This is a genomic window from Streptomyces sp. CWNU-52B (assembly GCF_047444975.1).
In the GTDB taxonomy this organism is placed as follows: Bacteria; Actinomycetota; Actinomycetes; order Streptomycetales; family Streptomycetaceae; genus Streptomyces.
Genome location: NZ_JBLFJV010000056.1, coordinates 123,736 through 148,348, shown reverse-complemented (window position 1 = coordinate 148,348; position 24,613 = coordinate 123,736). Strand labels below are relative to the sequence as shown.

Below are 24,613 nucleotides of genomic sequence, written 5' to 3'. Positions count from 1 at the left end.
TCGTCGAACCCCCGATGACGACGACGGCCTCCCGACCCGACCGGACGGACCACCGATGACCACCACCCTGGCCCCCTCCCCGGGCCGCCAGATCACCCCGCCCGAGGACCGGCACGCCACCGAGCTGGCCTTCCTCGCCGCGTACGACGACGGGCCGCGCCCGCCGGCCTGGCGGCTCACGCCCCGCGCCGTCGTCACGTTCGTCATGGGCAGCGACGGCCGGGCCCTGCGTCTGCCGGACGACGCGCAGGCAGCCGAGGACGTGCCGCGGCGCCTCGTCGTCGAGGGCAAGTTCGTCGGCGACCGTGCCCTGGTCGAGCGGTGCGTCGTCACTCTCGCAGGCGAGCGCGGGCTGCTGCTCGTCGGTGAGCCGGGGACCGCCAAGTCCATGCTGTCCGAGCTGTTGTCCGCGGCCGTGTGCGGTACCAGCGGCCTGGTCGTCCAGGGCACCGCCGGTACGACGGAGGACCAGCTGAAGTACGGCTGGAACTACGCCCTGCTGCTGGCCCAGGGACCCAGTCGGCAGGCCCTCGTGCCCTCGCCGGTCCTCACCGCGATGGCCCGGGGGGCCGTCGCCCGGGTCGAGGAGGTCACCCGCTGCCTGCCCGAAGTGCAGGACGCGCTGGTGTCGTTGCTCTCCGAGCGCCGCATCGCCGTTCCCGAACTGGCGGGCACCGACGACTCCCTGGCCCACGCGGCGCCCGGCTTCAGCCTCATCGCGACCGCCAACCTGCGTGACAAGGGGGTCTCCGAGATGTCGGCCGCGCTCAAGCGCCGCTTCAACTTCGAGACCGTCGGGCCGATCGCGGACCTCGACGCCGAGACCGCGCTCGTACGCAGTCAGGCACGCGCCTCGGTCGAGCGGGCCGGGGCGCCCTTCCGGGTCGACGACGCCGTATTGGAGGCCCTCATCACGGCCTTCCGGGACCTGCGTCAGGGCCGGTCGGCGGAAGGCTGGGAGGTCGAGCGGCCCTCCACCGTGATGAGTACCGCGGAAGCCGTGTCCGTCGCGGGCGCGCTCGGGCTCGCCGCCGCCTACTTCCCCGGCGACCGCGACGTCCTGGGCCTGTTGCCGGGTCATATCCTCGGGGTGGTCCGCAAGGACGACCCCGCCGACGCGGCCCGGCTCCGCGGCTACTGGGACGGCCCCGTCAGGCGCCGCGCCGAGCAGGGCTCCGCCACCTGGCGCACCCTGTGGGACCTGCGCGCCGTCCTGGAGGACTGACCACCGTGTCCCTGTCCCCCGACGAAGCCGTCGCGGCCCTCACGGACCCGGCGGCGCCCTACCTCATCGGCGTACGGCACCACGCGCCCTCGCTGGCCGCGGCCGTGCCCGGCCTGCTGGACGCGGCCGGGCCGGACGTGCTGCTCGTCGAACTCCCCGCCGAGATGCAGGACTGGCTGCCCTGGCTCGGTCACGAGGAGACACAGGCACCGGTCGCCCTCGCCGCCGCTCCCCACGACGGGGGCGGCGGGGGCCCGGCCTTCTACCCGTTCGCCGACTTCTCACCCGAACTCGCCGCCGTGCGCTGGGCCGCCCGGCACGACGTGCCGGTCGTCGCGTGCGACCTGCCGCTCGCCGACCGGGCGTGGACCGCCGGTCGGCACGCCGCCCCACGCCCGGTCCCCCACCCGGGTCCGGGCGACGGCGCGGAGCCGGCTGCCGGGCTCGCGGGCGCCCTGCGGGCCCGGCTCACGGGCCGTACCGGAGACGACCTCTGGGACCGGCTCGTCGAGGCCACCGCCCCGGGCTCGCCTCCCGAGGCACTGCGCCGTGCCGCCCTCCTGACGGGCTGGGCGCTGCGCGAGGACGCCGCGGCCTCGGGCGGTGTGCCCGAGCTGGACCTGCGGCGCGAGGCGTGGATGCGGGCCCGGCTGGCCGCCGCCACCACGAACGGCGAACGGGCCGCCGTGGTCGTCGGCGCCTTCCACGCCCCGGCGTTGGCACCACCCGCGTCACCCGCGTCAGCCGCTCCGTCCGCGTCAGCGGTGACTCCCGTGACTCCGGACCCAAGTACGGAAGAACCCGGACCGCCCGCCCCCGCGTGGACGACGTCGCTCATCCCCTACACCTACGCGCTGCTCGACGAGCGGTCCGGTTATCCGGCGGGGATCCGCGACCCGGAGTGGCAGCACCTCGTCCTACGCGCGGCGGGCGACCCGGCCGCGCTGGAGGAGGCCCTGACCCGCGCCGCCGTGCGGGTCTGCGCCGAACTGCGCGCCCTGGGCCACCCGTCGGGGCCCGCCGAGGCCCGGGAGATCAGCCGCCTCGCGGGAGACCTCTCCCGGCTGCGCGGACTCCCGGCGGCCGGCCGGGGCGAGCTGGTGGAAGCGGTCCAGACCGTCCTCACCCAGGGTGAGCCGTACGGGCGTGGGCGGGCGGTCGCACAGGCGATGGAGCGGGTGCTCGTGGGCACCCGCGCCGGCCGCCCGGCACCCGGAGCGCCCCGCAGCGGACTCGCTCCGGCGGTGGAGGCCGAACTGGCGTCGCTGCGGCTGCCGGGGCCCGACAGCCGTGGCACCGACGCCGCGCGGGAGCTGCGCCTCGACCCGCTCCGCTCCGACCTGGACCGCCGCCGTGAACTCCTCCTGCAGCGGCTGACCGTGTGCGGTGTGCCGTACGGGGAGTCCAAGGACGTCACCGGCGCCGGGGGCACCCAGGCCCTGACCTCCCGCTGGGAGGTGCGCTGGACCCCCGCCACGGCGGCCGTGCTGACCGCGGCCGGGGTCCGGGGAGTCACCCTCGCGCAGGCCGCCGAAGGGCTGCTGCGTGAGCGGTGGCGGGCCGAGCGGGACGAGGGCGGGCCCACGGCCGCACAGACCCTGCACGGCCTTCGGCGGTCGGCCGAGTGCGGTCTGCCCGGCCTCACGGACGAACGCCTCGCCGACGCCCGCGACGTACTGCCGCACTCCGCCACCCTGCCGGAACTCCTCGCCGCCCTGTCCCTGCTGGACCGGCTGCGCACCGGGCACATCGCGGGCCTCGGCGCCGACGAGGCCCGTACGGACGCGGTGGCCTCCGTGGCCGAGCTGTTGACCGCCGCGGCGGTGCGGCAGGTGGACGGACTCACCGGCTCCGAGGACCCGGCCGACGCGCACGCCCTGCTCGAACTCGCCCACCGCGCGGACCTCCTGGGCGGCATGAGACTCACCGGCGCGCTCGCCCGGCTGGCCACCGACGGCTCGCCGCTCATGAGGGGCGCCGCCGGAGCCGTCCGCGTACTCCTCGGGCACGAGGAGCCCCGCGCGCTGGGGGATCGCATCGTCTCGTGGGTCGACGCGGCCGGCACCCCCGAGGCCCGGTCCGACCTCACCGACCGCCTCGTCGGAGTGCTGACCGCCGCCGGTCCCCTGCTGGAGGCGGCCGCGCCCGCCCTGGAGCCGTTGCTCCACCGCGTGGCCGAGATGCCCGACCGGCACCTGCTCGAACGGCTCCCGGCGCTCCGGGGAGGCTTCGACGCCCTCAGCCCGGCGGCCCGCGACCGGCTCCTCGACACCGTCGAGGAGCGCCTCGCCACCACGCGTCTGAGCGACACCGGCGGCGTCGATCCCGTCGCACTCGCCACCTGGACGGGCGCGGACCTCACGGCGCGCGCCGCCCTGCGCACGCTGGGGCTGCTGCCCCCGGGCCCGGCGGAGGCCACCACGGAAGACGGCCCCCTCGGATCGTCGTCCGCTGCCCCGGCCCCGGCGCACGAGACCGGCGCGGTCGACGGGTCCGTCGGCTCCCCCGAGGAGCACGTCCTCGCCCCCGCCGATCGCTGGCGACTCGTGCTCGGGCGCCGTACGGATCAACTGCCGGGCTCGGCTTCGGCGTTGGCGACCGCGCTGGACGAGCTGTACGGCAGCGGCCGCGGCGAGGGCAGCCGAGGCGGTCTGAGCGGAACCGCTCCGCGCGGCGCCGGCGGCGGCCGTGAAGCTCCGTACCCCGGAGTGCGCGAGTGGTCCGAGGAACTGGCCGCCCTGTTCGGACCGGGCATCCGGGAAGAAGTGCTGGCGGCTGCCGCCGCGTCGGGCCGTACGGATGTGTTCGCCGAGCTCGATCCCAGCAGCGTGCGGCCCTCCGTCGACCTGTTGCGCACCGTGCTCGGCCACGCCGGAGGACTTCCCGAGGCACGGCTGGCCGCCCTGCGCCCGCTGGTCCGCCGCCTGGTCGAGGCGCTGACCCGGGAGCTGGCCACGCGGCTGCGCCCCGCTCTGCACGGCACGGCCCTGCCACGCCCCAGCCGGCGGCCGGGCGGCGGCCTCGATCTGGCCCGCACACTGCGCGCCAACCTGGCGACCGCGCGCCGCGGCCCGGACGGCACGGTCCAGGTCGTACCGGAGCACCCGGTCTTCCGCGCACGCGCCCGACGCGCCGCGGACTGGCGGCTGATCCTGGTCACCGACGTGTCGGGGTCCATGGAGGCCTCCACGGTCTGGGCCGCCCTCACGGCTTCGGTCCTGGCCGGGGTGCCGACCCTGTCCACGCACTTCCTGGCCTTCTCCACCGAGGTCATCGACCTCACGGGGCACGTCGACGACCCGTTGTCGTTGCTGCTCGAGGTCAGCGTGGGCGGCGGCACCCACATCGCCGCGGGACTGCGTCACGCCCGCGAGCTCGTCACCGTGCCGTCCCGCACCCTCGTCGTGCTCATCAGCGACTTCGAGGAGGGCTACCCCCTCGGTGGTCTGCTCTCCGAGGTCCGGTCCCTCGTCGGCGCGGGCTGCCATGTGCTCGGCTGCGCGAGTCTGGACGACGCCGGCCGGCCCCGGTACTCGACCGGTGTCGCCGGACAGCTCGTCGCCGCGGGCATGCCCGTCGCCGCCCTCAGCCCACTCGAACTCGCCCGCTGGGTAGGGGAGAAAGTCTCATGAGCCTCGACCTGCCTCCGGTCGCCCCGTCCGTGACCGCCGCACTCGTGCGGGGGCTCACTCCCCGGCTCCGCAAACGGCTGGACGCGGGCGTCACCAAGCTCGCGGCCCGTCCGTGCGTGCGCGACGGCGACACCGTGCGCATCGCCGTCGACGACGACACCCACCTCGAACTGCACGCTCCCGGCGGGGTCGTGAGCAGCGTGGACGCCATCCGGTGCGGCTGCCTGCTGGCACCGGACTGCCTGCACCGCGCGGCCGCCGCCTCGGCCGCCCCGATCGCCGACGCCGGCTCGGACACCGACGCCGTCCCGGGCACCGGCTCCGATTCGCCCTCCGGTCCCGGAAAGGCGCAGGGCGGCGCGCCCGCGGCGGAGCCCGAGACCGCCACCCCCGAGCAGCGCGTCGCCGCGCGGGCCATGTACGACGCCGCGGCCGCGGTGCTCGAAGCCGGCACGGACGGGGCCGGTGCCGTACTGCAGGCGGAGTTGCTGCGCGCCGCCCACACCGCGCGGATCAGCGGTCTGCCCAGGGGCGCCGCCTCGGCGGTCTCCGTGGTCACCCAGCTGCGCGCCGCCCGCGACGGCGATCCCGCGTACCGGCTCACCGATCTCGCCGCCGCCCTGCGCGACGTCCTCGGGACGGCGCATCGCCTCCCGCACGCCGCCGGTCCCGAACTGGCCGCCCTGCGCGGGACCGCACGGCAGCCGTACGTCCCCGACGGGTCCCTGAGGCTGTACGGGCTCTTCTCCGAGCCCGTCCTGACGGCGACCGGACACGCGGGAGCGGTGACCTGGACCGCCGACGCCGAAGGCCGCCTCTACACGGTCTCGGACGTCGCCCCGGGAGGTGCCGGCCGGGCCGTGGGCGCGGCCGACCGGGCCGTACGGATCGGGGACACCGCCCTGACCCACCGGGAGCTGTCGCGGGCCGGGCTGGCGGTGTCCGGCGCGACCGTCTCCCCGGCGGGCCGGCTCGGTGCGGGCGCGGGTGTGCGGGCGGTCCGGGCGTCGGGCGCCGCCTGGCACGAGGCTCCTCTCGACCGCCTGTGGGCGGCGCCGGTCACCGACCAGGTGTCCCGTGCCCTGGCCGGCGAGGACGGTCTGCTGTTCCTCGACGTGACCCTCGCCGGTACGGTCCGCGAGGCCGCGGGCGACTGCCTGCTGGCCGAGTGCGAGGGACTGACGCTGCGGCTCGCCGCCGCCCACGACCACCCCGCGCTGCCCCACCGCGACAACCTCCGCCTCCTCGCGGCCGCGCCGGGCACCCGGCTACGGGTCGTCGCGCGGCTCGAACCGTCCGCCGTGCCCCGGGCCCTGCTGCTCGCCACGGCTCACCCCCTTGATCCCGGGGCCCGTCTCGATCTGGGCCTCGACCGTCTCCAGCACGCGGATCTGCCCGCCCCCGCGACGTCGCCCGCCGGGTCCCCGCCCACCCAGGACGAGGCGCCGCTGCATCTCCTGCGCCGCCGCGTCCACCAGGCGGCCTCCGCGGGGCGTCGTGTCCTCGCCTTCCCCGGGGACAGCGCCGCCGACGGCCGGCGCCTGCGCCGGTCCGGCCTCGGCTGCGCCGGAGATCTCCTCGACGCACTCCATTCCGCCGCCGCGGACCGGTCCCGCGACGTCTTCGGCCGTCTCGTCCCCGCCGACGTCGACCGGTTCGCCCGCGTCTGGCTCGCGGCGGCCCACTACACCGAGGAGGTCGACCGGGCACTGTGCGCGGCGGCCTGGGGCGCTCAGAGCGTCAGGAACTCGTCCAGTCCGCCCAGGAACCGCCCGACGTCCTCCGTGTCGTTGTAGGGGGCGAGGCCGATCCGCAGGCCGCCGGTGTCGCCGAGGCCGAGCCGGCGGGACGCCTCGATCGCGTAGAAGGACCCCGCCGGCGCGTGGACACCGCGCTCCGCGAGGAAGCCGTACGCCTCCGGCGTCGAGCGCCCCTCGAAGGTGAGCAGCAGGGTGGGGGTGCGGTCGGCGGCCCTGGAGTGGATCCGGACGCCCTGGAGTGCGGACAGACCCTTGTCGATCTGTGTGCGCAGGGTCTGTTCGTGCGCTTCGAGTGCCGTGAACGCCGAGGCGAGCCGCTGCCGTCGGGTGCCCGTGGCGTCCGGGTCGAGCCCGGCGAGGAAGTCGACCGCCGCTCCGGTGCCCGCGAGGAACTCGTAGGGCAGTGTGCCCAGTTCGAAGCGTTCCGGGACGGCGTCGGTGGAGGGCAGGAGTTTGTCCGGGTGCAGTGTCTCCAGCAGCTCGGGCCGGGCGGCGAGTACTCCGTGGTGAGGTCCGAAGAACTTGTACGGGGAGCAGACGAAGAAGTCCGCGCCCAGTTCCTCCACGTCGACCAGCGCGTGCGCGGCGTGGTGGACGCCGTCGACATAGGTGAGCGCCCCGGCGTCGTGCGCCAGCCGGGAGATCTCCGCGATCGGGGGACGTGTGCCGATCAGGTTGGAGGCGGCGGTGACGGCCACCAGCCGGGTGCGCGGGGACAGCACGGCGCCGATGTCGGCGGCGGTCAGCTCTCCGGTGTCCGGGTCGAAGTCGGCCCAGCGCACGATGGCACCCGCCTGGGCGGCGACCTGGACCCAGGGGCGGATGTTGGCGTCGTGGTCGAGGCGGGTGACGACCACCTCGTCACCGCGCGACCAGGTCCGGGAGAGGGTACGGGCGAAGTCGTAGGTGAGCTGGGTGGCGCTGCGGCCGAAGACGATCCCGGCCGGCCGCGCTCCCAGCAGGTCGGCCAGGGCCTGTCGGGCCCGGGTGACGATGGCTTCGGCGTTCCGCTCCCCCGGGGTCGTCCGGCCCCGGACGGACAGCGGCCGGGCCATCGCGTCGGCGATGGCCCGGATGACGGGTTCCGGGGTCTGGGTGCCGCCGGGGCCGTCGAAGTGGGCGGTCCTGGCACTCAGCGCCGGGAACTGAGAGCGGAGGGCGGTGATGTCGTACGTCACGAAAGCTCCTGTCGGTGCCGGGGTGGGCGCGAGGGCGAAGGCGGAGTGGGTACAGCGGCGTGGGTACAGGCGTCCGGCTCAGGTCAACCTATGCAACCGCCGTCGCCGGTACCAGCAGTCGTCACGGGGCAGGCCGGTCGTTTCCCGCTCCGGACGACGGCACGGAGCCGGCGTCCGACGCGGAAACGGAATCCGCGGCCGAAAAGGTCGGCCGCCCGCGCGAACCTTCGGCGTCCCTTGTACGTTGTCCCCACGGGCCGCCCTCCATGGCGGCCTCACCCGTGAGCGGGCCAGGCGACTCCAGGTGAGGGGAGGCATCGCATGACTCGGCGTCGAGCCCCTGCGGCCTCCCCTCTGCCGCGGGGCGCCCGGATCCGAGCCTCTGCCTCCGGCTCTGTGTCCGGTTCCGTGTCCGGCATGGTGCTGGCGACGCTGTTCGCCCTCCTCGGTGTACTGGGCCTTCAGGGCATCCCCGCCACGGCGTCCCCCGGCACGCCGACGGCGATCACGGCCGTCGCACCGCACAGTTCCCCGCAGGCACCGGCCGCGCGTGCCGCCGACGCCCCCGCCGTCACCCGTAACAGCGTCGGCGACACCTGCGTCAGCGCCTGCGGTCAGCCGCCCCGCGCGGTCCGGGCCACTGCGGGCGAGTGGCACGCCCCGTCCCCCGGCGCGGTGTCCGTTCCGCCCGGTCCCGTGGTCCCCCTGCCGGAGCCCGGACCGCCGCTGGTGGTCTCGCCGGGCGCTGTCACGCCTCCGCAGCACTCCACGCGGCACAGCGGGCGGGGCCCGCCGTCTTCAACCGGTATCTGACGTCACCCAGTCGATTCCTGCCGTGCCCTTCTCCGGGCTGCGGTATGCCTGTTGGAGGCACCCTTGACGCGCGCCATCCGCGTGCGGGCGTTCTTCGCCCTAGCCGTTCTCGCCCTGTCGCTCTACATCACCTTCACCGTGCCGGTCCGTCTCGGACTCGATCTGCGCGGCGGGACCCAGATCGTCCTGGAGACCCGCGACTCCCCCACCGCCAAGGCCGACTCCGAGGCCACCGACCGCACGCTGGAGGTACTGCGCCACCGCATCGACGCGCTCGGCGTCTCCGAGCCGACCGTCGCCCGTTCCGGGGACAACCGGATCATCGTCGAACTGCCCGGTGTCCAGGACCCGAGCGAGGCCGCCGACGTCCTCGGCCGTACCGCCCAGCTCGCCTTCCATCCCGTTCTCGGCGTCGGCGACCCGGCTGCCGAGTCCGGTACCGGCTCCGGCTCCGGTGAGAACCCGCCCGCAGCGCCGACCGAGCAGCCGGACGACCTCGTCCTCCCCGACGAGTCCGGCGGCCGGGTACGCCTGGGCCCGTCCGCGCTCACCGGCGCCGACGTCGACAGTGCCGAGGCCCGCATCGACCAGCAGGGCGGGGCCGGCTGGTACGTCGGCGTCGACTTCAAGGGAGCGGGCGGCGACGCCTGGGCCGAGCTGACCGGCGAGGCGGCATGCCATGCGGCGGGTGATCCCGCCCGGCGCGTCGCCATCGTGCTGGACGACAAGGTCATCTCCTCCCCCCAGGTCACCTCGACCGTCGCCTGCGGTACGGGCATCGCCGGAGGGTCCACCCAGATCTCCGGCTCCTTCAGCCGGGACGAGGCCCGCGAGCTGGGCCTGCTCATCAACGGCGGAGCCCTGCCGGTGCCGGTCGAGACCGTGGAACAGCGCACCGTCGGCCCCACCCTGGGCGCCACGGCCATCGAGGCCAGTGCCTGGGCCGCCCTCATCGGCACCGCGCTGACCTCGCTGTTCATCATCGGCGTCTACCGGCTCCTCGGCGCCCTGGCCACCGTGGCCCTGGCCTGCTACGGAGTCATCTCCTACGCCGCGCTGGCCGCGCTCGGCGCCACCCTCACCCTTCCCGGGCTCGCGGGGTTCGTCCTGGCCATCGGCATGGCCGTCGACGCCAACGTGCTCGTCTTCGAACGGGCCCGCGAGGAGTACGCGGCGCAGCGCAAGGGTCTGCGCTCCGCCCTCACCGCGGGGTTCCGCAACGCCTTCAGTGCCATCGCCGACTCCAACATCACCACCCTCATCGCCGCCGGTCTGCTCTTCTTCCTCGCCTCCGGGCCCGTCCGCGGTTTCGGCGTCACCCTGGGCATCGGCGTGCTCGCCTCCATGCTCAGTGCCCTGGTGATCACCCGTGTCCTCGCCGACTTCGCGGTCGCCCGCCCGTCCGTACGACGGCGTCCCCAGCTCACCGGCATCGCGGACACCGGGAAGGTCCGTGACTGGCTCACCCGCCGCAACCCCGACCTGATGCGGCGCGGGCGCGTCTGGCTGGCCGCATCGGCCGTCGCGCTCCTCCTGGCCACCTCGGGCATCGCGGTCCGGGGGCTGAACTTCGGCGTCGAGTTCACCGGCGGCCGGCTCATGGAGTACTCGACCTCCGCCCCGGTCGACGCGGACCGCGCCCGGGACGCGCTGGCCGACGCGGGTCTGCCGCGCGCGGTCGTCCAGACCTCGGGCGAGGACGACCTCACCGTACGGACCGATCAGCTCTCCAACGCCGAGGCGGCGAAGGTGGACAAGGCGATCGGCGCTCTGAGCGGGAGTGCCGAGAAGATCCGCGACGAGCTCATCGGCCCCAGCCTCGGCGACGAACTGCGGCGCGGGGCGCTCATCGCCCTCGCCACGGCGCTGGCCGCGCAGTTGCTGTATCTCGCGGTGCGCTTCCGCTGGACGCTCGGGGTGTCCGCGGTCGCCGCGATGGCTCACGACACGCTGATCCTCATCGGGATCTTCGCCTGGCTCGGCAAGCCGATCGACGGGGTGTTCCTCGCGGCGCTGCTGACCGTGATCGGCTACTCCGTCAACGACTCCGTGGTCGTCTTCGACCGGATCAGGGAGCTGTCGGCCGGCCAACGGAAGGCTCCCTTCCCGGCCCTCGCCAACAGCGCGATCCTGCAGACCCTGCCCCGCACCGTCAACACCGGCATGGGAGCCGTGTTCATCCTCGCCGCCCTCACCCTGCTGGGCGGCGACTCCCTGACCGACTTCGCCCTCGCCCTGCTCATCGGCATCGTCGTCGGCACGTACTCCTCGATGTTCACCGCCGCGCCGCTGGCCATCGAACTGCACGCGCGCAAGGCCCCGCCGCCGAGCACCAAACCCCGGCCGGCACCACGCGGGGCGCCTGTGGTCTAGAGGCCCCGAGGTCAGCCCGCCGGGGAGCGCCGCACCACCTCGCCCTGTCCGTCCGCCTCCAGTGAGGCCGCGCCTTCGGGACCGGTCACGCTGACCCTGACGGCGAGAGAACCGGTCAGGCGGTCGACGCTGATCTGCCAGGACGTCGGGGAGTCCACGCCGAGGGTGGTGCCGGCCTCCTCGACCAGGGCCGGGAAGCGTTCGTAGGGCAGGGAACGCGGATCGAAGTCCGGGGCCTGCGTGCCGGTGGGAGAGAAGACCACCGACAACTGGCTTTCCTGCACGACGACGGTGAGTGCCGGACGCCCGTCCTTGCCCTTGGTGAGCGAATCGACGGCCCGGCGCAGCTCGCCCTTGTCCAGCATCGACCGGTCCGGGCCGAGGGCGACCGTGCCGGACGCCGACGACACGACCGTGGTGGACGTACTGGAGGAGACGGACCGCTCCGCGGAGGGCGACCCCTGCCGCGTGGCGGTCCCCGTCTCCGGGTCGAACAGGTCGGCGCGGAACGACAGGATCACGGCCGCCGCGCCCAGCAGCAGGCCGACGACCATGACAGCTCCGAAGGCACAGCCCTCTGGGGGCTTGACCACCCTGGACGACTCGGGTGCCGAGTCGATGGCGGCCGTCGCCACCCGATCCTGCCACTCCGGAGTCGGGTGCCGCACGATACGTGCCCGCCACGGCCGGTCCGGCGGGTATTCGACCACCAGGATGCCGCGCGGCCGGTGGTCGGGGAGGTCGACGAGGTTGATGTCGTGGGTGATCTCGACGCGGTGGGCGGGAGCGTCGTCCGGTGCGACGGTGAGATCGAACCGCACCGGTACGTCGCTCGTCTCTCCCCCGATCGCCCGCAGGCTCTCGATCATCGCGAGGGCCGTGCGGGGCACGACGGCCGCCTCCCGGGCGCGCCGCGGCGCGCCGGCCAGGAACAGCAGCAGGCCGTAGAGCACCGGCACGGCCAAGCCCGCGACGATCAGCGGCACCCTCTCGATGACGATGCCGACGACAAAGGCGGCCGGCGACGCTCCGATCACACCACCCGTCAGAAACCCTCGGGCGAGGGCGCCGGGACCGCCGTGCGTGGGCGGCGCGCTCGTGGTGATCGTCATGGGCGTGATTGTGCCGGTCCCGGGTGGCGGCCGATAGATCTGCGAGTGACCTTCCGCGTACCGAGTCCCCGCTGTTCACCGAGCGTTTCGGTCGGCTTCCTTGGCGGCGCCCTCCAGGCGGCTCCGGTAGGTCTCCCACCACTGGGGATCGCCGGACGCGGTGCCGTCGTTGCCCTTCCTCATCCCGACCGAACCGTCCATGAGTTCCCGCAGGATGTCGGCATGGCCCGCGTGCCGTTGCGTGTCGGCGATCACGCGCACGGCTGCGTGATGCAGCGTCACCTCGTTCTTGTCGCTCGGCCACCACGGGACCCGGCCGACCGTGTCCAGCGGGAGCTCGTCGATCGTCGAGTCCGCGTGGGCCCAAGCACGGCGGTACAGCTCCACGATGTCCCCGCGTGACTCGTCGGCGGTGGCCCACATGTCCGCGTTGGGCTCGGCGTCTTCGTCGAGCCAGGGCAGAACTTCGGTGGACGGGCGTCCGAAGGTGGCGCCGAAGTACCCCAGTTCCACCCCGGCCGCGTGTTTGACCAGGCCCAGGAGGTTGGTGCCGGTCGGCGTCAGCGGGCGGCGGACGTCGTACTCCGAGAGCCCTTCGAGCTTCCACAGCAGGGCATCGCGGGCGGACTGCAGGTAGTGGTGGAGGTCGGCCTTGGGACCCGATGCGGCACTCATGGGGCCAAGTCTGTGCCTGGGCCGGTCGTTGTCCACCGACTTTCCCGAACCGCGCTCGGACCTGGTCACCTCCGTGTGAGGATCGCCGACAGCCCGAATTCGAAACGGTCGTCGAACGATTCCGCGTCCAGGTGGTCGAGGACCAGGTGGAGGGCCGGGTGGCTCGCCTCTGACACCGCGTCGGCCAGGCCGCCGTTCAGGGAGCGGTGGGCCGCCGCCTGTTCCTCCTGGGTGAGGCCGAGGGCGAGGTAGATGATCGTCCAGGTGGTCCAGGCGGCGTCCCGGCTGTCCCGGCCGCCGTCCAGCAGTGCGGCGACCAGCGCGTCGGCGAAGCGCAGGGTGTGCGGTTCGGCGGCGTAGGTGCCGACCACGAGCGCGGCGCCGTCGCGGTGGGCGAGCAGGGCCCGGCGGTACCGGCGGGCCAGTTCCCCGGCGCGTTCGTCCCAGCGGGCCGGCAGGTCGTCCAGCGGAGCCCCGCCGACGACGGCGTCCGCCATCAGCTCCAGCATCCGGGCCTTGGTCTTCACATGCCACAGCACGGTGTTCATGCGTACGCCGAGCCGCTCGGCGACTGCCCGGGTGGACAGGGCGTCCAGGCCCTTCTCGTCCAGCAGCTCCAGTGCGGCGCGGGTCACCGTCGCGGGGTCCAGCCGGGGGCCGCGGCCCTCACTCGCTTGCTTATTGGTCATTGACCTAGTTTACTGCGAACGCGTTATTGGTCACTGACCTAGGAGGGTGTGTGGAACAGCAGGTTGTCATCGCCGGCGGAGGACCGGTCGGGCTCTGGCTCGCCGCCGAACTGCGGCTGGGCGGGGTCGCCGTCACCGTCGTCGAGGAGCGGGCCGCCATCGACCGGCGCTCCAAGGCGCTCACCATCCACCCGCGCACCATCGAGGTCCTCGCCTCGCGCGATGCGCACGAGCCCTTCCTCGCGGAGGCCCTGCGGATCCCGGGCGGCCACTTCGCCATGCTCGACGAACGGCTCGACTTCCGGGCGCTGGACACCCCGTTCCCGTACACCCTCGCGCTGCCGCAGGCCCGGACCGAGGAACTGCTGGAGCGGCACGCGCTCGCGCTCGGCGCCACGATCGTGCGCGGGCATCGCGTCACCGGGTTCACCGAGCACGCCGAGTCGGTGGCCGTGCGAGTGGCGGGGCCGGGCGGGCCGTACGAGCTGCGCGCGGCCCACCTCGTCGGGTGCGACGGCTCCCGCAGTACCGTGCGCACCGCCGCGGGCATCGGCTTTCCCGGCACGCCCTCCACCGTGCTGGGCTGGCTCGGCGACGTCACGCTCGACAGCCCGCCGCCACCGGGGTCCGGTGTCTTCGGGCTGCACGGCGGGGTGCTGGTGGCGCCGCTGCCCGGCGGGCGTCACCGGCTGGTCGGTGCCAGTCCCGACAGCCTCACCACCGAGTCACCTGACGACCTCACCCTGGAGGAGCTGCGGGCCAAGGTCGTCGCCATCACGGGTGAGGACTTCGGCATGCGCGACCCGGTGTGGCTCTCGCGGTTCGGCAACGCCACCCGGCTGGCGGCGGAGTACCGGCGCGGTCGGGTCCTGCTCGCCGGCGACGCCGCTCACCAGCATTTCCCGACGGGCGGCGTGGGCATGAACGTCGGCATCCAGGACGCCCACAACCTCGGCTGGAAGATCGCCGCGACCCTCGGCGGCCGGGCCCCGGACAGCCTGCTCGACAGCTACCACACCGAACGCCACCCGGTCGGCGTCCAGCTGATGGAGCACAGCCGCGCCCAGACCGCCCTGATGACCGGCTTCACTCCGGAGGGCCTGGCTCTGCGGTCGTTCCTCAGCGAGATGATCGCCACCCAGCCGGCCTTCGGGCAGGCCCTGTCCGAACGCCTCACCGCACTCGCCGTCAGCTACCCGGGCCCGGACCCGACGGCCCACCCCCTCACCGGCACCCGCGCGCCCGACCTGGCGTTCACCGACTCCGAGGGCGGTCTGTTCGGGCTGCTGCGCGCGGACCGTCATCTGCTGCTCGACCTGACGCAGGGCGTCCTCGCCGAACGCGTACTCACGCGAGGCCCGATCACGGACGGCCCGATCACAGAGGGTCCGATCACGGACGGTCCGCTCGCGGACGGCACCGGCGTGGACCGGTCGTGTCCGGGGCTCACCGTGCGCACCGGGCTCCTCGACCGGCCCCCGGCCGCCTGGGCACCGGTGCGCGCCGCCCTGATCCGCCCCGACGGCCATGTCGCCTGGGCCGGCGCCGGCAGGGACGACTCCGTACTGGCCGCCGGGGCGGACCGGGCGCTGGCCGATGCCCTGCCCCAGGGACCCCGTACGGGGACCGGGGTCAGACCCTGACGTAGGCCGCGAGGTGCTCGCCGGTGAGGGTGGAGCGGGCCGCGACGAGTTCGGCGGGGGTGCCTTCGAAGACGATCCGGCCACCGTCGTGCCCGGCGCCGGGACCCAGGTCGATGATCCAGTCGGCGTGCGCCATGACCGCCTGGTGGTGCTCGACGACGACGACCGACTTGCCGGAGTCGACGAGCCGGTCGAGGAGCCCGAGCAGTTGCTCCACGTCGGCGAGATGGAGTCCGGTGGTCGGCTCGTCGAGCACGAAGACGGACCTGTCGCCGCCCTTGTCGGCCAGGTGGGTGGCCAGCCTGAGCCGCTGGCGCTCACCGCCGGACAGGGTGGTGAGCGGCTGGCCGAGGCTGAGGTAGCCGAGCCCGACGTCGACGAGCCGCTCCAGGACGCGGTGCGCGGCCGGCGTACTCGCCTCGCCCGCGCCGAAGAACTCCGCGGCCTCGGTCACCGGCATCGCGAGCACCTGGCTGATGTCCCGGCCCCCGAGGTGGTACTCCAGGACCGCCGCCTGGAACCGCTTCCCCTCGCACTCCTCGCAGGGAGTGGCGACGCCGGCCATCATCGCCAGGTCGGTGTAGATGACACCCACGCCGTTGCAGGTCGGGCAGGCGCCCTCGGAGTTGGCGCTGAACAGGGCCGGCTTCACGCCGTTGGCCTTGGCGAAGGCCTTGCGGATCGGGTCGAGCAGGCCGGTGTACGTGGCCGGGTTGCTCCGCCGGGAGCCGCGGATCGCGCCCTGGTCGATGGACACGACACCGTCGTCGTGGATCGACCCGTGCACGAGCGAACTCTTGCCGGAGCCGGCGACGCCCGTGACGACGGTGAGCACCCCGAGGGGGATGTCGACGTCGACGCCTCGCAGGTTGTGCGCGGTCGCTCCGCGGATCTCCAGCGCGCCGGTGGGCTTGCGCACCGTCTCCTTGAGGGCGGCCCGGTCGTCGAGGTGGCGGCCGGTGACGGTGTCACTGGCCCGCAGCCCCTCGACGGTTCCCTCGAAGCAGACGGTGCCGCCCGTCGTCCCCGCGCCGGGGCCGAGGTCGACGACATGGTCGGCGATCGCGATCGTCTGGGGCTTGTGCTCGACGACGAGCACCGTGTTGCCCTTGTCCCGCAGTCGCAGCAGCAGGTCGTTCATCCGCTGGATGTCATGGGGGTGCAGGCCGATGGTGGGCTCGTCGAAGACGTAGGTGATGTCGGTGAGCGAGGAACCGAGGTGGCGGATCATCTTGACGCGCTGCGCCTCGCCGCCCGACAGCGTGCCCGCGGGCCGGTTCAGCGAGAGATAGCCGAGCCCGATCTCCACGAACGAGTCGAGGGCCTGTTGCAGTGCGGCGAGCAGCGGCGCCACCGACGGCTCGTCGAGGCCGCGGACCCATTCGGTCAGGTCGCGGATCTCCATCGCGCAGGCGTCGGCGATGCCGACCTTGCCGATCTTCGACGACCGGGCGCCTTCGCTGAGCCGGGTGCCGTCGCACTCGGGGCAGGTGGCGAAGGTGACCGCCCGCTCCACGAACGCCCGGATGTGCGGCTGCATCGCCTCCTTGTCCTTGGACAGGAACGACTTCTGGATCTTGGGGATCAGGCCTTCGTAGGTGAGGTTGACGCCGTTGACCTTGACCTTCATCGGCTCCCCGTAGAGGAAGTCCCGCAGCTCCTTCTTGGTGTACTCACGGATCGGCTTGTCCGGGTCGACGAGGCCGGACTGGGCGTAGACCTGCACGGTCCACTGGCTGTCGGACTTCCAGCCGGGGATGGTGAACGCGCCCTCGGAGAGGGACTTGGAGTCGTCGTAGAGCTGGCCGAGGTCGATGTCGGAGACCGACCCCCGGCCCTCGCAGCGTGTGCACATGCCGCCGGTACGGTTGAAGGTCGCCTTCACCGTCTTGGTCCTGGCGGCACCGCGCTCGACGGTGATCCCGCCGCTGGCCCGGACCGAGGCGGTGTTGAAGGAGTACGCGGCGGGCGGGCCGATGTGCGGTGTGCCGAGCCGGCTGAAGAGGATGCGCAGCATCGCGTTGGCGTCGGTGGCCGTGCCGACGGTGGAGCGGGGGTCGGACCCCATCCGCTGCTGGTCGACGGTGATCACGGTGGTCAGTCCGTCCAGGACGTCGACCTCGGGGCGCGCCTGCGTCGGCATGAAGCCCTGTACGAAGGCGCTGTAGGTCTCGTTGATCATCCGCTGCGACTCGGCGGCGATGGTGTTGAACACCAGCGAGCTCTTGCCGGATCCGGACACCCCGGTGAACACCGTCAGGCGGCGCTTGGGGATCTCGATGCTGACGTCTTTGAGGTTGTTCTCGCGCGCGCCGTGCACACGGATCAGGTCGTGGCTGTCGGCGGCGTGCGGCCCGGGTGACCGCGTGTCCGCCCTCGGGGCCATGCTCATCGTGTCTCCATCTGTTGCGCGGGGCGCCCCGCCGTTCCTCGTCGGCGTCGCCGGCTCGATCCCACCAGTTTCGGGCAGCCCGGCCGGATCTGCTTCTCGATTCCTGATCGATTCCTGATCGATTCCTGATCGGTTCCGGAATCTCTTCCTGATCGATTCCGGATCGCTGTCGATCTCTGCCGGATCGATTCCGGATCGATTCCGGATCGCTCGTCATCGGTCCCGGCGCCTGGTCCGGCCCTGTTCACCGCTGGCCGCCGCTGTCCCCCGCTGTTCACCCCGCGCGACGGCTACTCGCGTGTCGTGGTGATGCGGGTGATCGCCTCACGGGTCAGGGCGCGGTCGTGGGGCTCGTTGTCCAAGGCGCGGTGCAGGGTCAAGCCCTCGATGAGAGCGTCGAGTTGACGGGCGGTGTCGGGATCGAAGTGCTTTTCCAGGTGGGTGCGGCTGCGGGCCATCCACTCATGGGTGAGTTCCCGGTAGACCGGCCGACGCGCGGCGAGGATGTACAGCTCCTGGGTGAGTACGAGGTCCCGCTGACTCCCCTCCGAGAGGGCGTGGACGAGATCCGTCACCGCCTCGCGGGCCTGGTCGCGGTCGGCCGGAGCGGCGAGGTGGGCGTCGAAGACGGCGACGATGTGGTCGGCGAAGCGCGTGAACGCCTCCCGGAGCAGCTGGTCCATGCCACTGAAGTGGTACGTCATCGACCCCAGCGGGACACCGGCCCGCGCGGCGATCTTCCGGTGGGACACCCGGGCGATCCCCTCCTCCGCGATGAGATCGAGGGTCGCGGCGAGGATGCGTTCGCGGCGCTGCGGGTCGGTGTGTCCGGTGGCCATGGCGGTGCCTTCAGAGGGTGCGGACCGGGCGGGCGGGGTTGCCGACGGCTACGACACCGGCGGGCACGTCCTTCGTCACCACGGCGCCCGCGCCGATGACGGAGTTGTCGCCGATGCTCACACCGGGCAGGACGATGGCGCCTCCCCCGAGCCACACGTTGTTCCCGATGGTGATCGGGCGGGCGGCCTCCAGCTTGTCGCGCCGGGGCTCCGGTTCCAAGGGGTGGGTGGGGGTGAGCAGTTGGACGTTCGGTCCGATCTGGCAGTCCTCGCCGATGGTGATCGCCGCGACGTCGAGCGCGGTCAGGTTGTAGTTGACGAAGGTGCGGGCGCCGATCGTGATGTTGCTTCCGTAGTCGACGTACAGCGGTGGCCGCAGGTGGGCCTCCTCGCCCAGGGAGCCGAGCAGTTCGGCGAGGATCGGCCGCGCGGCCTCGGGGTCCTCGACGTAGGCGGCCTGGTAGCGGGCGGCCAGGCGCACGGCTCGCTGGTACCGGCGGACGATCTCCGGGTCGTCGGCGATGTAGTGGTCACCCGCCGTCATGCGTTCGAGGTTCGTGCGGGGATCGTGCGCGAAGTAGTCCGTCGCCATGCGTACGATCGTACACTTCTGACCGGCCGTCGACCCGTGAAGCGAGGACGCCCAAGGGTCCCGCTAACGGCGCCTGGACCGCAGCACTCCGGCGGACAGGAGCACGAGCAGTCCGGCGAGCGGCACCACGAGCAGGCCCACCCGCAGGCTCGCCGCGTCCGCGACCAGGCCGACGACCGGCGGGGAGAGCAGGAAGCCCAGCCGCATGAGCCAGGAGACGATGGCCAGCCCCGAACCGGGCTTGAGGCCGGGCAGTTCGTCGGCTTCGTGCATCGCGGCGGGGACCAGGGTCGCTACGCCGAACCCGGCAGCGGCGAAGCCGAGGATCGTGCCCGGCACGGTCGGCACCGCCAGGGCCAGGCCCATGCCGGCCACGACGATGAGACCGCCGGTACGGGCCACCGTGCGCTGGCCGAACCGGTCGACGAGCCGGTCACCGATGATGCGGCCGACGAACTGGGCCCCGACCAGGGCGATGTAGCCGGAGGCAGCCAGCGTCACCGACGCGGACAGCGAACCGGAGAGGTAGAGGGCGGCCCAGGAACTGCCCGCGTCCTCGACGAGGGTGCCGGCCGTGGCGATGAGCACGAGGGCGGCCAGCACGTACGCGGTACGCCGGGCCGCCGGGGGCCGCTTGGCCTGTCGGGCGCCGGGAACGCCGGGGCCGGGCGCCGACCGCGCCCCGGCTTCCGCCGCGGCCCCGGTTTCGGGTTCGGATTCGGGCTCGGATTCGGGCTCGGGCGCCGACTCGACGTCGGGGCCGGTCAGGCAGAACCGCAGGGCGACGCAGGCCGCGAGCGCGAACACCACGCCCGAGATCGCCAGGTGCTGCCCGCGTGAGAGGCCGAGGGCTATCGCCGCGGCGGCCATGGATCCACCGGCGACGGCGCCGATGGACCAGATCGCGTGGAAGGAGTTGATGATGGAGCGTCCGTAGCGCCGCTGCACCCGCAGTCCATGGGCGTTCTGGGCCACGTCGGTGATCGCGTCCATCGCTCCGGCCAGGAACAACGCGGCGGCGAACAGCAGCACCGAGTCGGCAAGTCCCGCGACCAGGATGCCCGCACCGGTCAGCAGCGTGCCCGCCACCGCCGCCCGCGCCGAGCCCAGCCGCCGGATGGCCACGCCCGCCGCGAGGCCGGCCGCGATGGCACCGGCCGGGAACGCCGCCACGGCCAGCCCGTAGGCGGCGTTGCCGATGCCGAGATCCGCCTTGATCTGCGGATACCTCGGCAGCAGGTTGGCGAAGAGGGCTCCGTTGGTGAAGAAGAGCACGGCCACGGCGGTACGGGCCTGCCGCTCGGCGGGCGCGGGTCGGCGCAGCACGTCAACAGTCATGTCCGTGAGCTTATAGCGAGAGCGTACGAACGTACACTCCTGATCGAAGACATCAAAGACATCAAAGATATCGGAGACATCGGAGACGGAGACCCGGGGCCGGTTGCCCGACTGAGGTCGGCCCGGAACATAGGGCGGGGCGGGTCCGGCATGTCCGCCGGACCCGCCCCGCCTCGCCCTACACCGCCCGCACGACCGACACGGTCTACTTGCTCGCGGCGAAGCGCATCAGCGCCTGCTCGTCCCCCTGCTTGATCTTGCCGGTCTCGTTGATCACCTGCAGCTTCCAGACACCGCCGACCCGGACGGCCTTGGCCACGGCGCAGCCGTTGTCGTTGCTGAGGAGGCTCGGCCAGATGTCCGCGACCTGCTGGGTGGTGCCGCCGGTCGCGTCGTACACCTTGAAGCTGATGTTCCGCGCCTTCTGGAAGGAGCTGCTCTTCTTGTACGCGGCGGCGACGAAGACGATGGCGGTGATGTTCGTCGGGACGCGGGCGAACTCGACGGTCACCGTCTCGTCGTCACCGTCACCCTTGCCGGTCTGGTTGTCGCCGGTGTGCACCAGCGAACCGTTGCCCAGCGGGTCCAGTGAGTCCAGGCCCGCCAGGCGCACCGGGTCCGAGCCCTGCATCGCGATGGCGATCAGGTCGAGGTCCGTGCCGGTCTTCTGGCGCAGCTTGCCCATCAGGCCTCCACTGCTGCCGACGGTCGGGTCCCAGGACACCCCGATCGACAGATGGGTCACTCCGTCGAGATCCGCCGGGCCGTCTTCCTTCGTAAGCGTGATCATGCCTGTTCCTCTTGATCGTGAGAATGCGTGTATGCAGTGTGCCTCCCCCGTGCCGCACCACATAGTCCGGGACCCACACGAATCACCAGATCCCCATCACCCTCGGGTCATGCACGTCATAAGCGCCGCCATGCCGTCCCCTGCGCCATCGAATCGGAACCCCTCGCGGTCATGCTGCCGTCGGCGGCTCGTCATGACTTGTCCGAGGTGGACGAGGTCGAGAGGATGGCGGCACTTCGGTGACGACAGGTACGCCGACGCCGCCCCGCAGCGAAGAGGAACGAGGAAGCCGTGACCCCCGCCGTACCCGTCCCCACGCCCAAGCCCACCCCCACGTCCACGTCCACGTCCACGTCCACCACAGCGTTCGGCACTCCGGCGGGCTCCGTCGAGCCGCTCACCCTGCGCCGTGTCCACCTGGGCGCGGGTGGACCGCTGAGCGACGTCCGGATCGAGTCCGGTGTGGTCAGGGCGGTGTTTGCGGCGGGCGAATCTCCGCGTTCCGAAGGGGCAGGCCTCGATCTCGACGGCCGCACCCTGCTGCCGGGGCTGTGGGACGCGCACGTCCACATGGTCCAGTGGGCGGGCCTGCGCCGACGGCTCGACGTGTCCGGCGCGGGTTCGGCGCGGGAGGCCGCCGACGCGGCCGGTCTGCAGGCCGGCGCCCTGCCGCCCGGGGAGCCGATGATCGGCCACGGCTTCCGTGACGGCCTGTGGCCGGACGCGCCCCACAAGGACCTTCTCGACACCCTCGTCCCGGACCGCCCCACCCTGCTGATCAGCATGGATCTGCACTCCGCCTGGCTCAACTCCGCCGCACTCGCCCTGGTGGACCGAGGCGACCACCCCACCGGGCTGCTCCGCGAGGACGAGTGCATCCAGGCCATGACGCAACTGCCCACGGTCTCCGAGGAGTTGACGGACCAGTGGGTGCAGGAGGCCTGCGTCGCCGCCGCCGCACGCGGGATCACCGGCATCGTCGACTTCGAGTACGCCGACAACATCGCGGCCTGGACCCGCCGGATGAACGGCTCCTCGGTGCCGTTGCGCGTGGCGGCCTCCGTCTGGCCCCAGCACCTGGAGGCGGCGATCGGCCGCGGCCTGCGCACCGGCCAGATCCTGGACACCCCCGGCGGGCGGCTGGAGGTCGGACCGCTCAAGGTGCTCAGCGACGGCTCGCTCAACACCCGTACCGCGCTGTGCCACGAGGCGTACCCGGGCGCGATTCCCGGTGAACCCGGCGCCCACGGGCTGGAGTTGCTGCCCCCGCAGGAACTGGTGTCCCTGCTGCGCCGGGCCTCCGCCCACGGGATCCGGCCCGCCGTCCACGCGATCGGGGACCGCGCCAACGAGATGGTCCTCGACGCCTTCGAGGCGGTCCGCTGCCACGGCCGGATCGAGCACGGCCAGCTCCTCGCCGCCAAGGACGTCCCGCGCTTCGCCGAACTGGGCGTCACCGTGAGCGTCCAGCCCACCCATGCGGTGGACGACCGGGATGTCGCCGACCGGCACTGGGCGGGCCGGACCGGCCGGGCGTACGCCTTCGCCGACCTGCTCGCCGCCGGGGCCGTCCTGGAGCTGGGCTCCGACGCACCCGTCGCGACGCTCGACCCCTGGCTGACCCTGGCCTCCGCCGTGACCCGGACCGGCGACGAGCGCCCGCCGTGGCACCCGGAGCAGCGGATACCGGTGGCGGACGCCCTCGCCGCGTCGTCCCGGGGGCAACGGCTGATCCGGGTCGGCGACCGCGCGGACCTGGTGGTGACCGACGCCGACCCGTTCACCGCGGACGCCCGGACTCTGCGTGAGATGCCGGTGTACGGCACGTTGCTCGCCGGCGCCTGGACCCACGGCCCGCTGTAGGCGGAGCCGGAGCCGGAACCGGAACCGGAACCGCGCCGGCGTCGCAGCTCGGCCGTGCCGGGAACCGCTCACCCCGGACACGGTCCCGCGCGAAGTTGCGACCCTGAGGAGGTAATCACTACGGTTGCCTCACGGTTCGGCAGTCACTTTTCGGCAGTCACTTTTCGGCAGTCATTCTTCGGTGGCCGGTAGTCGAGGTTCGGGGGTCGACATGAGCGCCAACAGCAGGCTCACCGTCGCGGCGCACGCCCTGACCTGGATCGCGGAGTACCGGCGCCGGGGGAACGAGGTCGCGACCTCCGAGCAGATCGCCGCGAGCGTCAACACCCATCCCGTGGTGATCCGTCGCCTGCTGGCCGAGCTGCGCAGGGCCGGTCTCGTCGACTCCCGAAGAGGCGCCGGCGCGGGCTGGACGCTCTCGAAGGACCTGGCGGCGATCACCTTGCTGGACGTCCACGAAGCCATCGGGTCGGGCCCCGTCTTCGCCCTGCACCGCTCGACGCCCGACACCGAGTGCGTCGTGGGCCACGGCATCGGACCGACGATGGCCGCCGTCTACGACGGGATCGAGGACACCCTCCGCAAGGAGCTGGCGAAGACCACGCTCGAGGACATCCTGCGGGGCGTACGCGGTCAGGGTGGCGGCTGTGTGCGGAAGGTGCGGCGGTAGGTGTCCGGTGGCACGCCGAGCGTGTGCTTGAAGTGGCGGCGCAGTGTCGTGGCGGTGCCCATACCGGTGGCCTCCGCGATGGCGTCGACACCGGTGTCGGTGGTCTCCAGCAACTCCTGGGCGCGGCGGATCCGTTGGGTGAGCAGCCATTGCAGAGGAGTAGTGCCGGTCGCGGCCCTGAAGTGGCGGCCGAGGTTGCGCGGGCTCATCCGGGCCTGGCGGGCCAGGTCCTCCACGGTCAGCGGCCGGTCGAGGCGTTCGACGGCCCAGGGCAGCAGTGCGGCGAGCGGGTGGTCGTCCCTGGCCGGCACCGGAGCGGCGACGAACTGGGCCTGGCCACCCGCCCGGTGGGGTGGCACGACCAGCCTGCGGGCGACGGCGTTGGCGACCGCCGAGCCGTGGTCGAGACGGACGAGGTGGAGGCACAGGTCCATCGCGGCGGCCTTGCCCGCCGAGGTGAGCACGCTGCCGTTGTCCACGTAGAGCACGTCCGGGTCGACCTCCACGCGGGGGTGCCGGGCGGCGAGCGCCTCGGTGTGCGCCCAGTGCGTGGTGGCGCGCCGGCCGTCCAGCAGTCCGGCGGCGGCCAGCACGAAGGCGCCGGTGCACAGGGAGGCCACCCGCGCGCCCGCCTCGTGGGCCGCGCGCACCGCGTCGACCAGATCGCCGGGCGGGGCCTGGTCGATGTCGGCCCAGGCCGGGACGAGTACCGTGTCGGCGTACGGCAACCGGTCGAGTCCGCCGTCGGGTTCGAGCCGGAACCGGCCGACCCGCACGGCGCCGGACCCGCAGACCTCGACGTCGTACCAGGGGACGTCCACGCCCACCGGGGCGGTGCCGAACACCTCGCAGGCCAGGGCCAGTTCGAAGTGCAGCATTCCCTCGGTGGCGACCACCGCGACAGAGCCCATGTCCGTAATTGTACGCAGCATGGCGTTCCGGACACTCACGATCGGACGCCCGCGCTCGACAGGATGGCCGCGGTGGATCACACAGCGGCACAGTTCCGAGGGAACCGTCAAAGTCGAC

General features: G+C 73.0%; 18 protein-coding genes. 8 read left to right on the top strand and 10 right to left on the bottom strand.

What is annotated here, in order from left to right:
- The first annotated feature begins 55 nt into the window (after positions 1 to 55).
- Genes ACLVWQ_RS36375 through ACLVWQ_RS36365 form a run of 3 tightly spaced genes read left to right on the top strand, consistent with a single transcriptional unit; the run spans position 56 to position 6,653 of the window.
- The gene (locus ACLVWQ_RS36375; protein ID WP_414113544.1) at positions 56 to 1,225 is read left to right on the top strand and encodes an ATP-binding protein; all 1,170 of its coding nucleotides are present in this window, start codon (positions 56 to 58) and stop codon (positions 1,223 to 1,225) included.
- A 5-nt stretch (positions 1,226 to 1,230) separates the two neighbouring features.
- Positions 1,231 to 4,857, top strand: coding sequence for a DUF5682 family protein (locus tag ACLVWQ_RS36370; protein WP_414113543.1), 3,627 nt, complete (start codon positions 1,231 to 1,233; stop codon positions 4,855 to 4,857).
- Positions 4,854 to 6,653 carry a hypothetical protein gene (locus tag ACLVWQ_RS36365; RefSeq protein ID WP_414113542.1) on the top strand — a complete coding sequence of 600 codons (1,800 nt, stop codon included), beginning with the start codon at positions 4,854 to 4,856 and terminating at the stop codon, positions 6,651 to 6,653. Before ACLVWQ_RS36370 ends, ACLVWQ_RS36365 begins: the two co-directional genes overlap by 4 nt.
- Here the strand turns inward: ACLVWQ_RS36365 and ACLVWQ_RS36360 are convergent.
- On the bottom strand, positions 6,590 to 7,795 hold the full coding sequence (locus tag ACLVWQ_RS36360; protein WP_414113541.1) for a cysteine desulfurase-like protein: 1,206 nt from the start codon (positions 7,793 to 7,795) through the stop codon (positions 6,590 to 6,592). The genes ACLVWQ_RS36365 and ACLVWQ_RS36360 overlap by 64 nt on opposite strands.
- 417 nt (positions 7,796 to 8,212) lie before the next feature.
- Here ACLVWQ_RS36360 and ACLVWQ_RS36355 point away from each other — a divergent pair, with 417 nt between their 5' ends.
- Entirely contained in the window at positions 8,213 to 8,608 is a 396-nt protein-coding gene (locus ACLVWQ_RS36355; RefSeq protein ID WP_414113540.1) for a hypothetical protein, read from the top strand.
- Between the two features lie 63 nt (positions 8,609 to 8,671).
- Positions 8,672 to 10,981 carry a protein translocase subunit SecD gene (gene secD, locus ACLVWQ_RS36350; RefSeq protein ID WP_414113539.1) on the top strand — a complete coding sequence of 770 codons (2,310 nt, stop codon included), beginning with the start codon at positions 8,672 to 8,674 and terminating at the stop codon, positions 10,979 to 10,981.
- Positions 10,982 to 10,992: 11 nt separating this feature from the next.
- Here secD and ACLVWQ_RS36345 read toward each other — a convergent pair whose 3' ends face one another.
- The 3 genes from ACLVWQ_RS36345 to ACLVWQ_RS36335 form a co-directional block, all read right to left on the bottom strand.
- Positions 10,993 to 12,093, bottom strand: coding sequence for a hypothetical protein (locus tag ACLVWQ_RS36345; protein ID WP_414113538.1), 1,101 nt, complete (start codon positions 12,091 to 12,093; stop codon positions 10,993 to 10,995).
- A gap of 75 nt (positions 12,094 to 12,168) precedes the next feature.
- A complete protein-coding gene (locus ACLVWQ_RS36340; protein WP_414113537.1) occupies positions 12,169 to 12,768 on the bottom strand; it encodes a DinB family protein in 600 nt (199 codons plus the stop codon).
- A gap of 65 nt (positions 12,769 to 12,833) precedes the next feature.
- On the bottom strand, positions 12,834 to 13,457 hold the full coding sequence (locus tag ACLVWQ_RS36335) for a TetR/AcrR family transcriptional regulator C-terminal domain-containing protein (protein WP_414113536.1): 624 nt from the start codon (positions 13,455 to 13,457) through the stop codon (positions 12,834 to 12,836).
- 50 nt (positions 13,458 to 13,507) lie between these two features.
- Here ACLVWQ_RS36335 and ACLVWQ_RS36330 point away from each other — a divergent pair, with 50 nt between their 5' ends.
- Positions 13,508 to 15,100: an FAD-dependent monooxygenase gene (locus ACLVWQ_RS36330; RefSeq protein WP_414113535.1), complete on the top strand. Its 1,593-nt coding sequence runs from the start codon at positions 13,508 to 13,510 to the stop codon at positions 15,098 to 15,100.
- On the opposite strand, the gene ACLVWQ_RS36325 is transcribed toward ACLVWQ_RS36330, so the two are convergent.
- The 5 genes from ACLVWQ_RS36325 to ACLVWQ_RS36305 all read right to left on the bottom strand — a co-directional run bounded on the left by ACLVWQ_RS36325 (position 15,090) and on the right by ACLVWQ_RS36305 (position 21,051).
- Positions 15,090 to 17,492: an excinuclease ABC subunit UvrA gene (locus ACLVWQ_RS36325; protein WP_414113534.1), complete on the bottom strand. Its 2,403-nt coding sequence runs from the start codon at positions 17,490 to 17,492 to the stop codon at positions 15,090 to 15,092. The two genes, ACLVWQ_RS36330 and ACLVWQ_RS36325, sit on opposite strands and share 11 nt — an antisense overlap.
- Positions 17,493 to 17,782: 290 nt before the next feature.
- On the bottom strand, positions 17,783 to 18,331 hold the full coding sequence (locus tag ACLVWQ_RS36320; protein ID WP_414113533.1) for a TetR/AcrR family transcriptional regulator: 549 nt from the start codon (positions 18,329 to 18,331) through the stop codon (positions 17,783 to 17,785).
- 10 nt (positions 18,332 to 18,341) lie between these two features.
- The gene (locus ACLVWQ_RS36315) at positions 18,342 to 18,923 is read right to left on the bottom strand and encodes a sugar O-acetyltransferase (protein ID WP_414113532.1); all 582 of its coding nucleotides are present in this window, start codon (positions 18,921 to 18,923) and stop codon (positions 18,342 to 18,344) included.
- Positions 18,924 to 18,986: 63 nt separating this feature from the next.
- A complete protein-coding gene (locus tag ACLVWQ_RS36310; RefSeq protein ID WP_414113531.1) occupies positions 18,987 to 20,261 on the bottom strand; it encodes an MFS transporter in 1,275 nt (424 codons plus the stop codon).
- A 205-nt stretch (positions 20,262 to 20,466) separates the two neighbouring features.
- Complete coding sequence (locus ACLVWQ_RS36305) at positions 20,467 to 21,051, bottom strand: TerD family protein (protein WP_414113530.1); 585 nt, start codon at positions 21,049 to 21,051, stop codon at positions 20,467 to 20,469.
- A gap of 291 nt (positions 21,052 to 21,342) precedes the next feature.
- Here ACLVWQ_RS36305 and ACLVWQ_RS36300 point away from each other — a divergent pair, with 291 nt between their 5' ends.
- Together ACLVWQ_RS36300 and ACLVWQ_RS36295 are read left to right on the top strand one after the other, a co-directional pair.
- On the top strand, positions 21,343 to 22,914 hold the full coding sequence (locus ACLVWQ_RS36300; protein ID WP_414113529.1) for an amidohydrolase family protein: 1,572 nt from the start codon (positions 21,343 to 21,345) through the stop codon (positions 22,912 to 22,914).
- 211 nt (positions 22,915 to 23,125) lie between these two features.
- The gene (locus ACLVWQ_RS36295) at positions 23,126 to 23,584 is read left to right on the top strand and encodes an Rrf2 family transcriptional regulator (RefSeq protein WP_414113528.1); all 459 of its coding nucleotides are present in this window, start codon (positions 23,126 to 23,128) and stop codon (positions 23,582 to 23,584) included.
- On the opposite strand, the gene ACLVWQ_RS36290 is transcribed toward ACLVWQ_RS36295, so the two are convergent.
- Entirely contained in the window at positions 23,548 to 24,495 is a 948-nt protein-coding gene (locus tag ACLVWQ_RS36290; protein WP_414113527.1) for a helix-turn-helix domain-containing protein, read from the bottom strand. The genes ACLVWQ_RS36295 and ACLVWQ_RS36290 overlap by 37 nt on opposite strands.
- Positions 24,496 to 24,613: the final 118 nt, after the last annotated feature.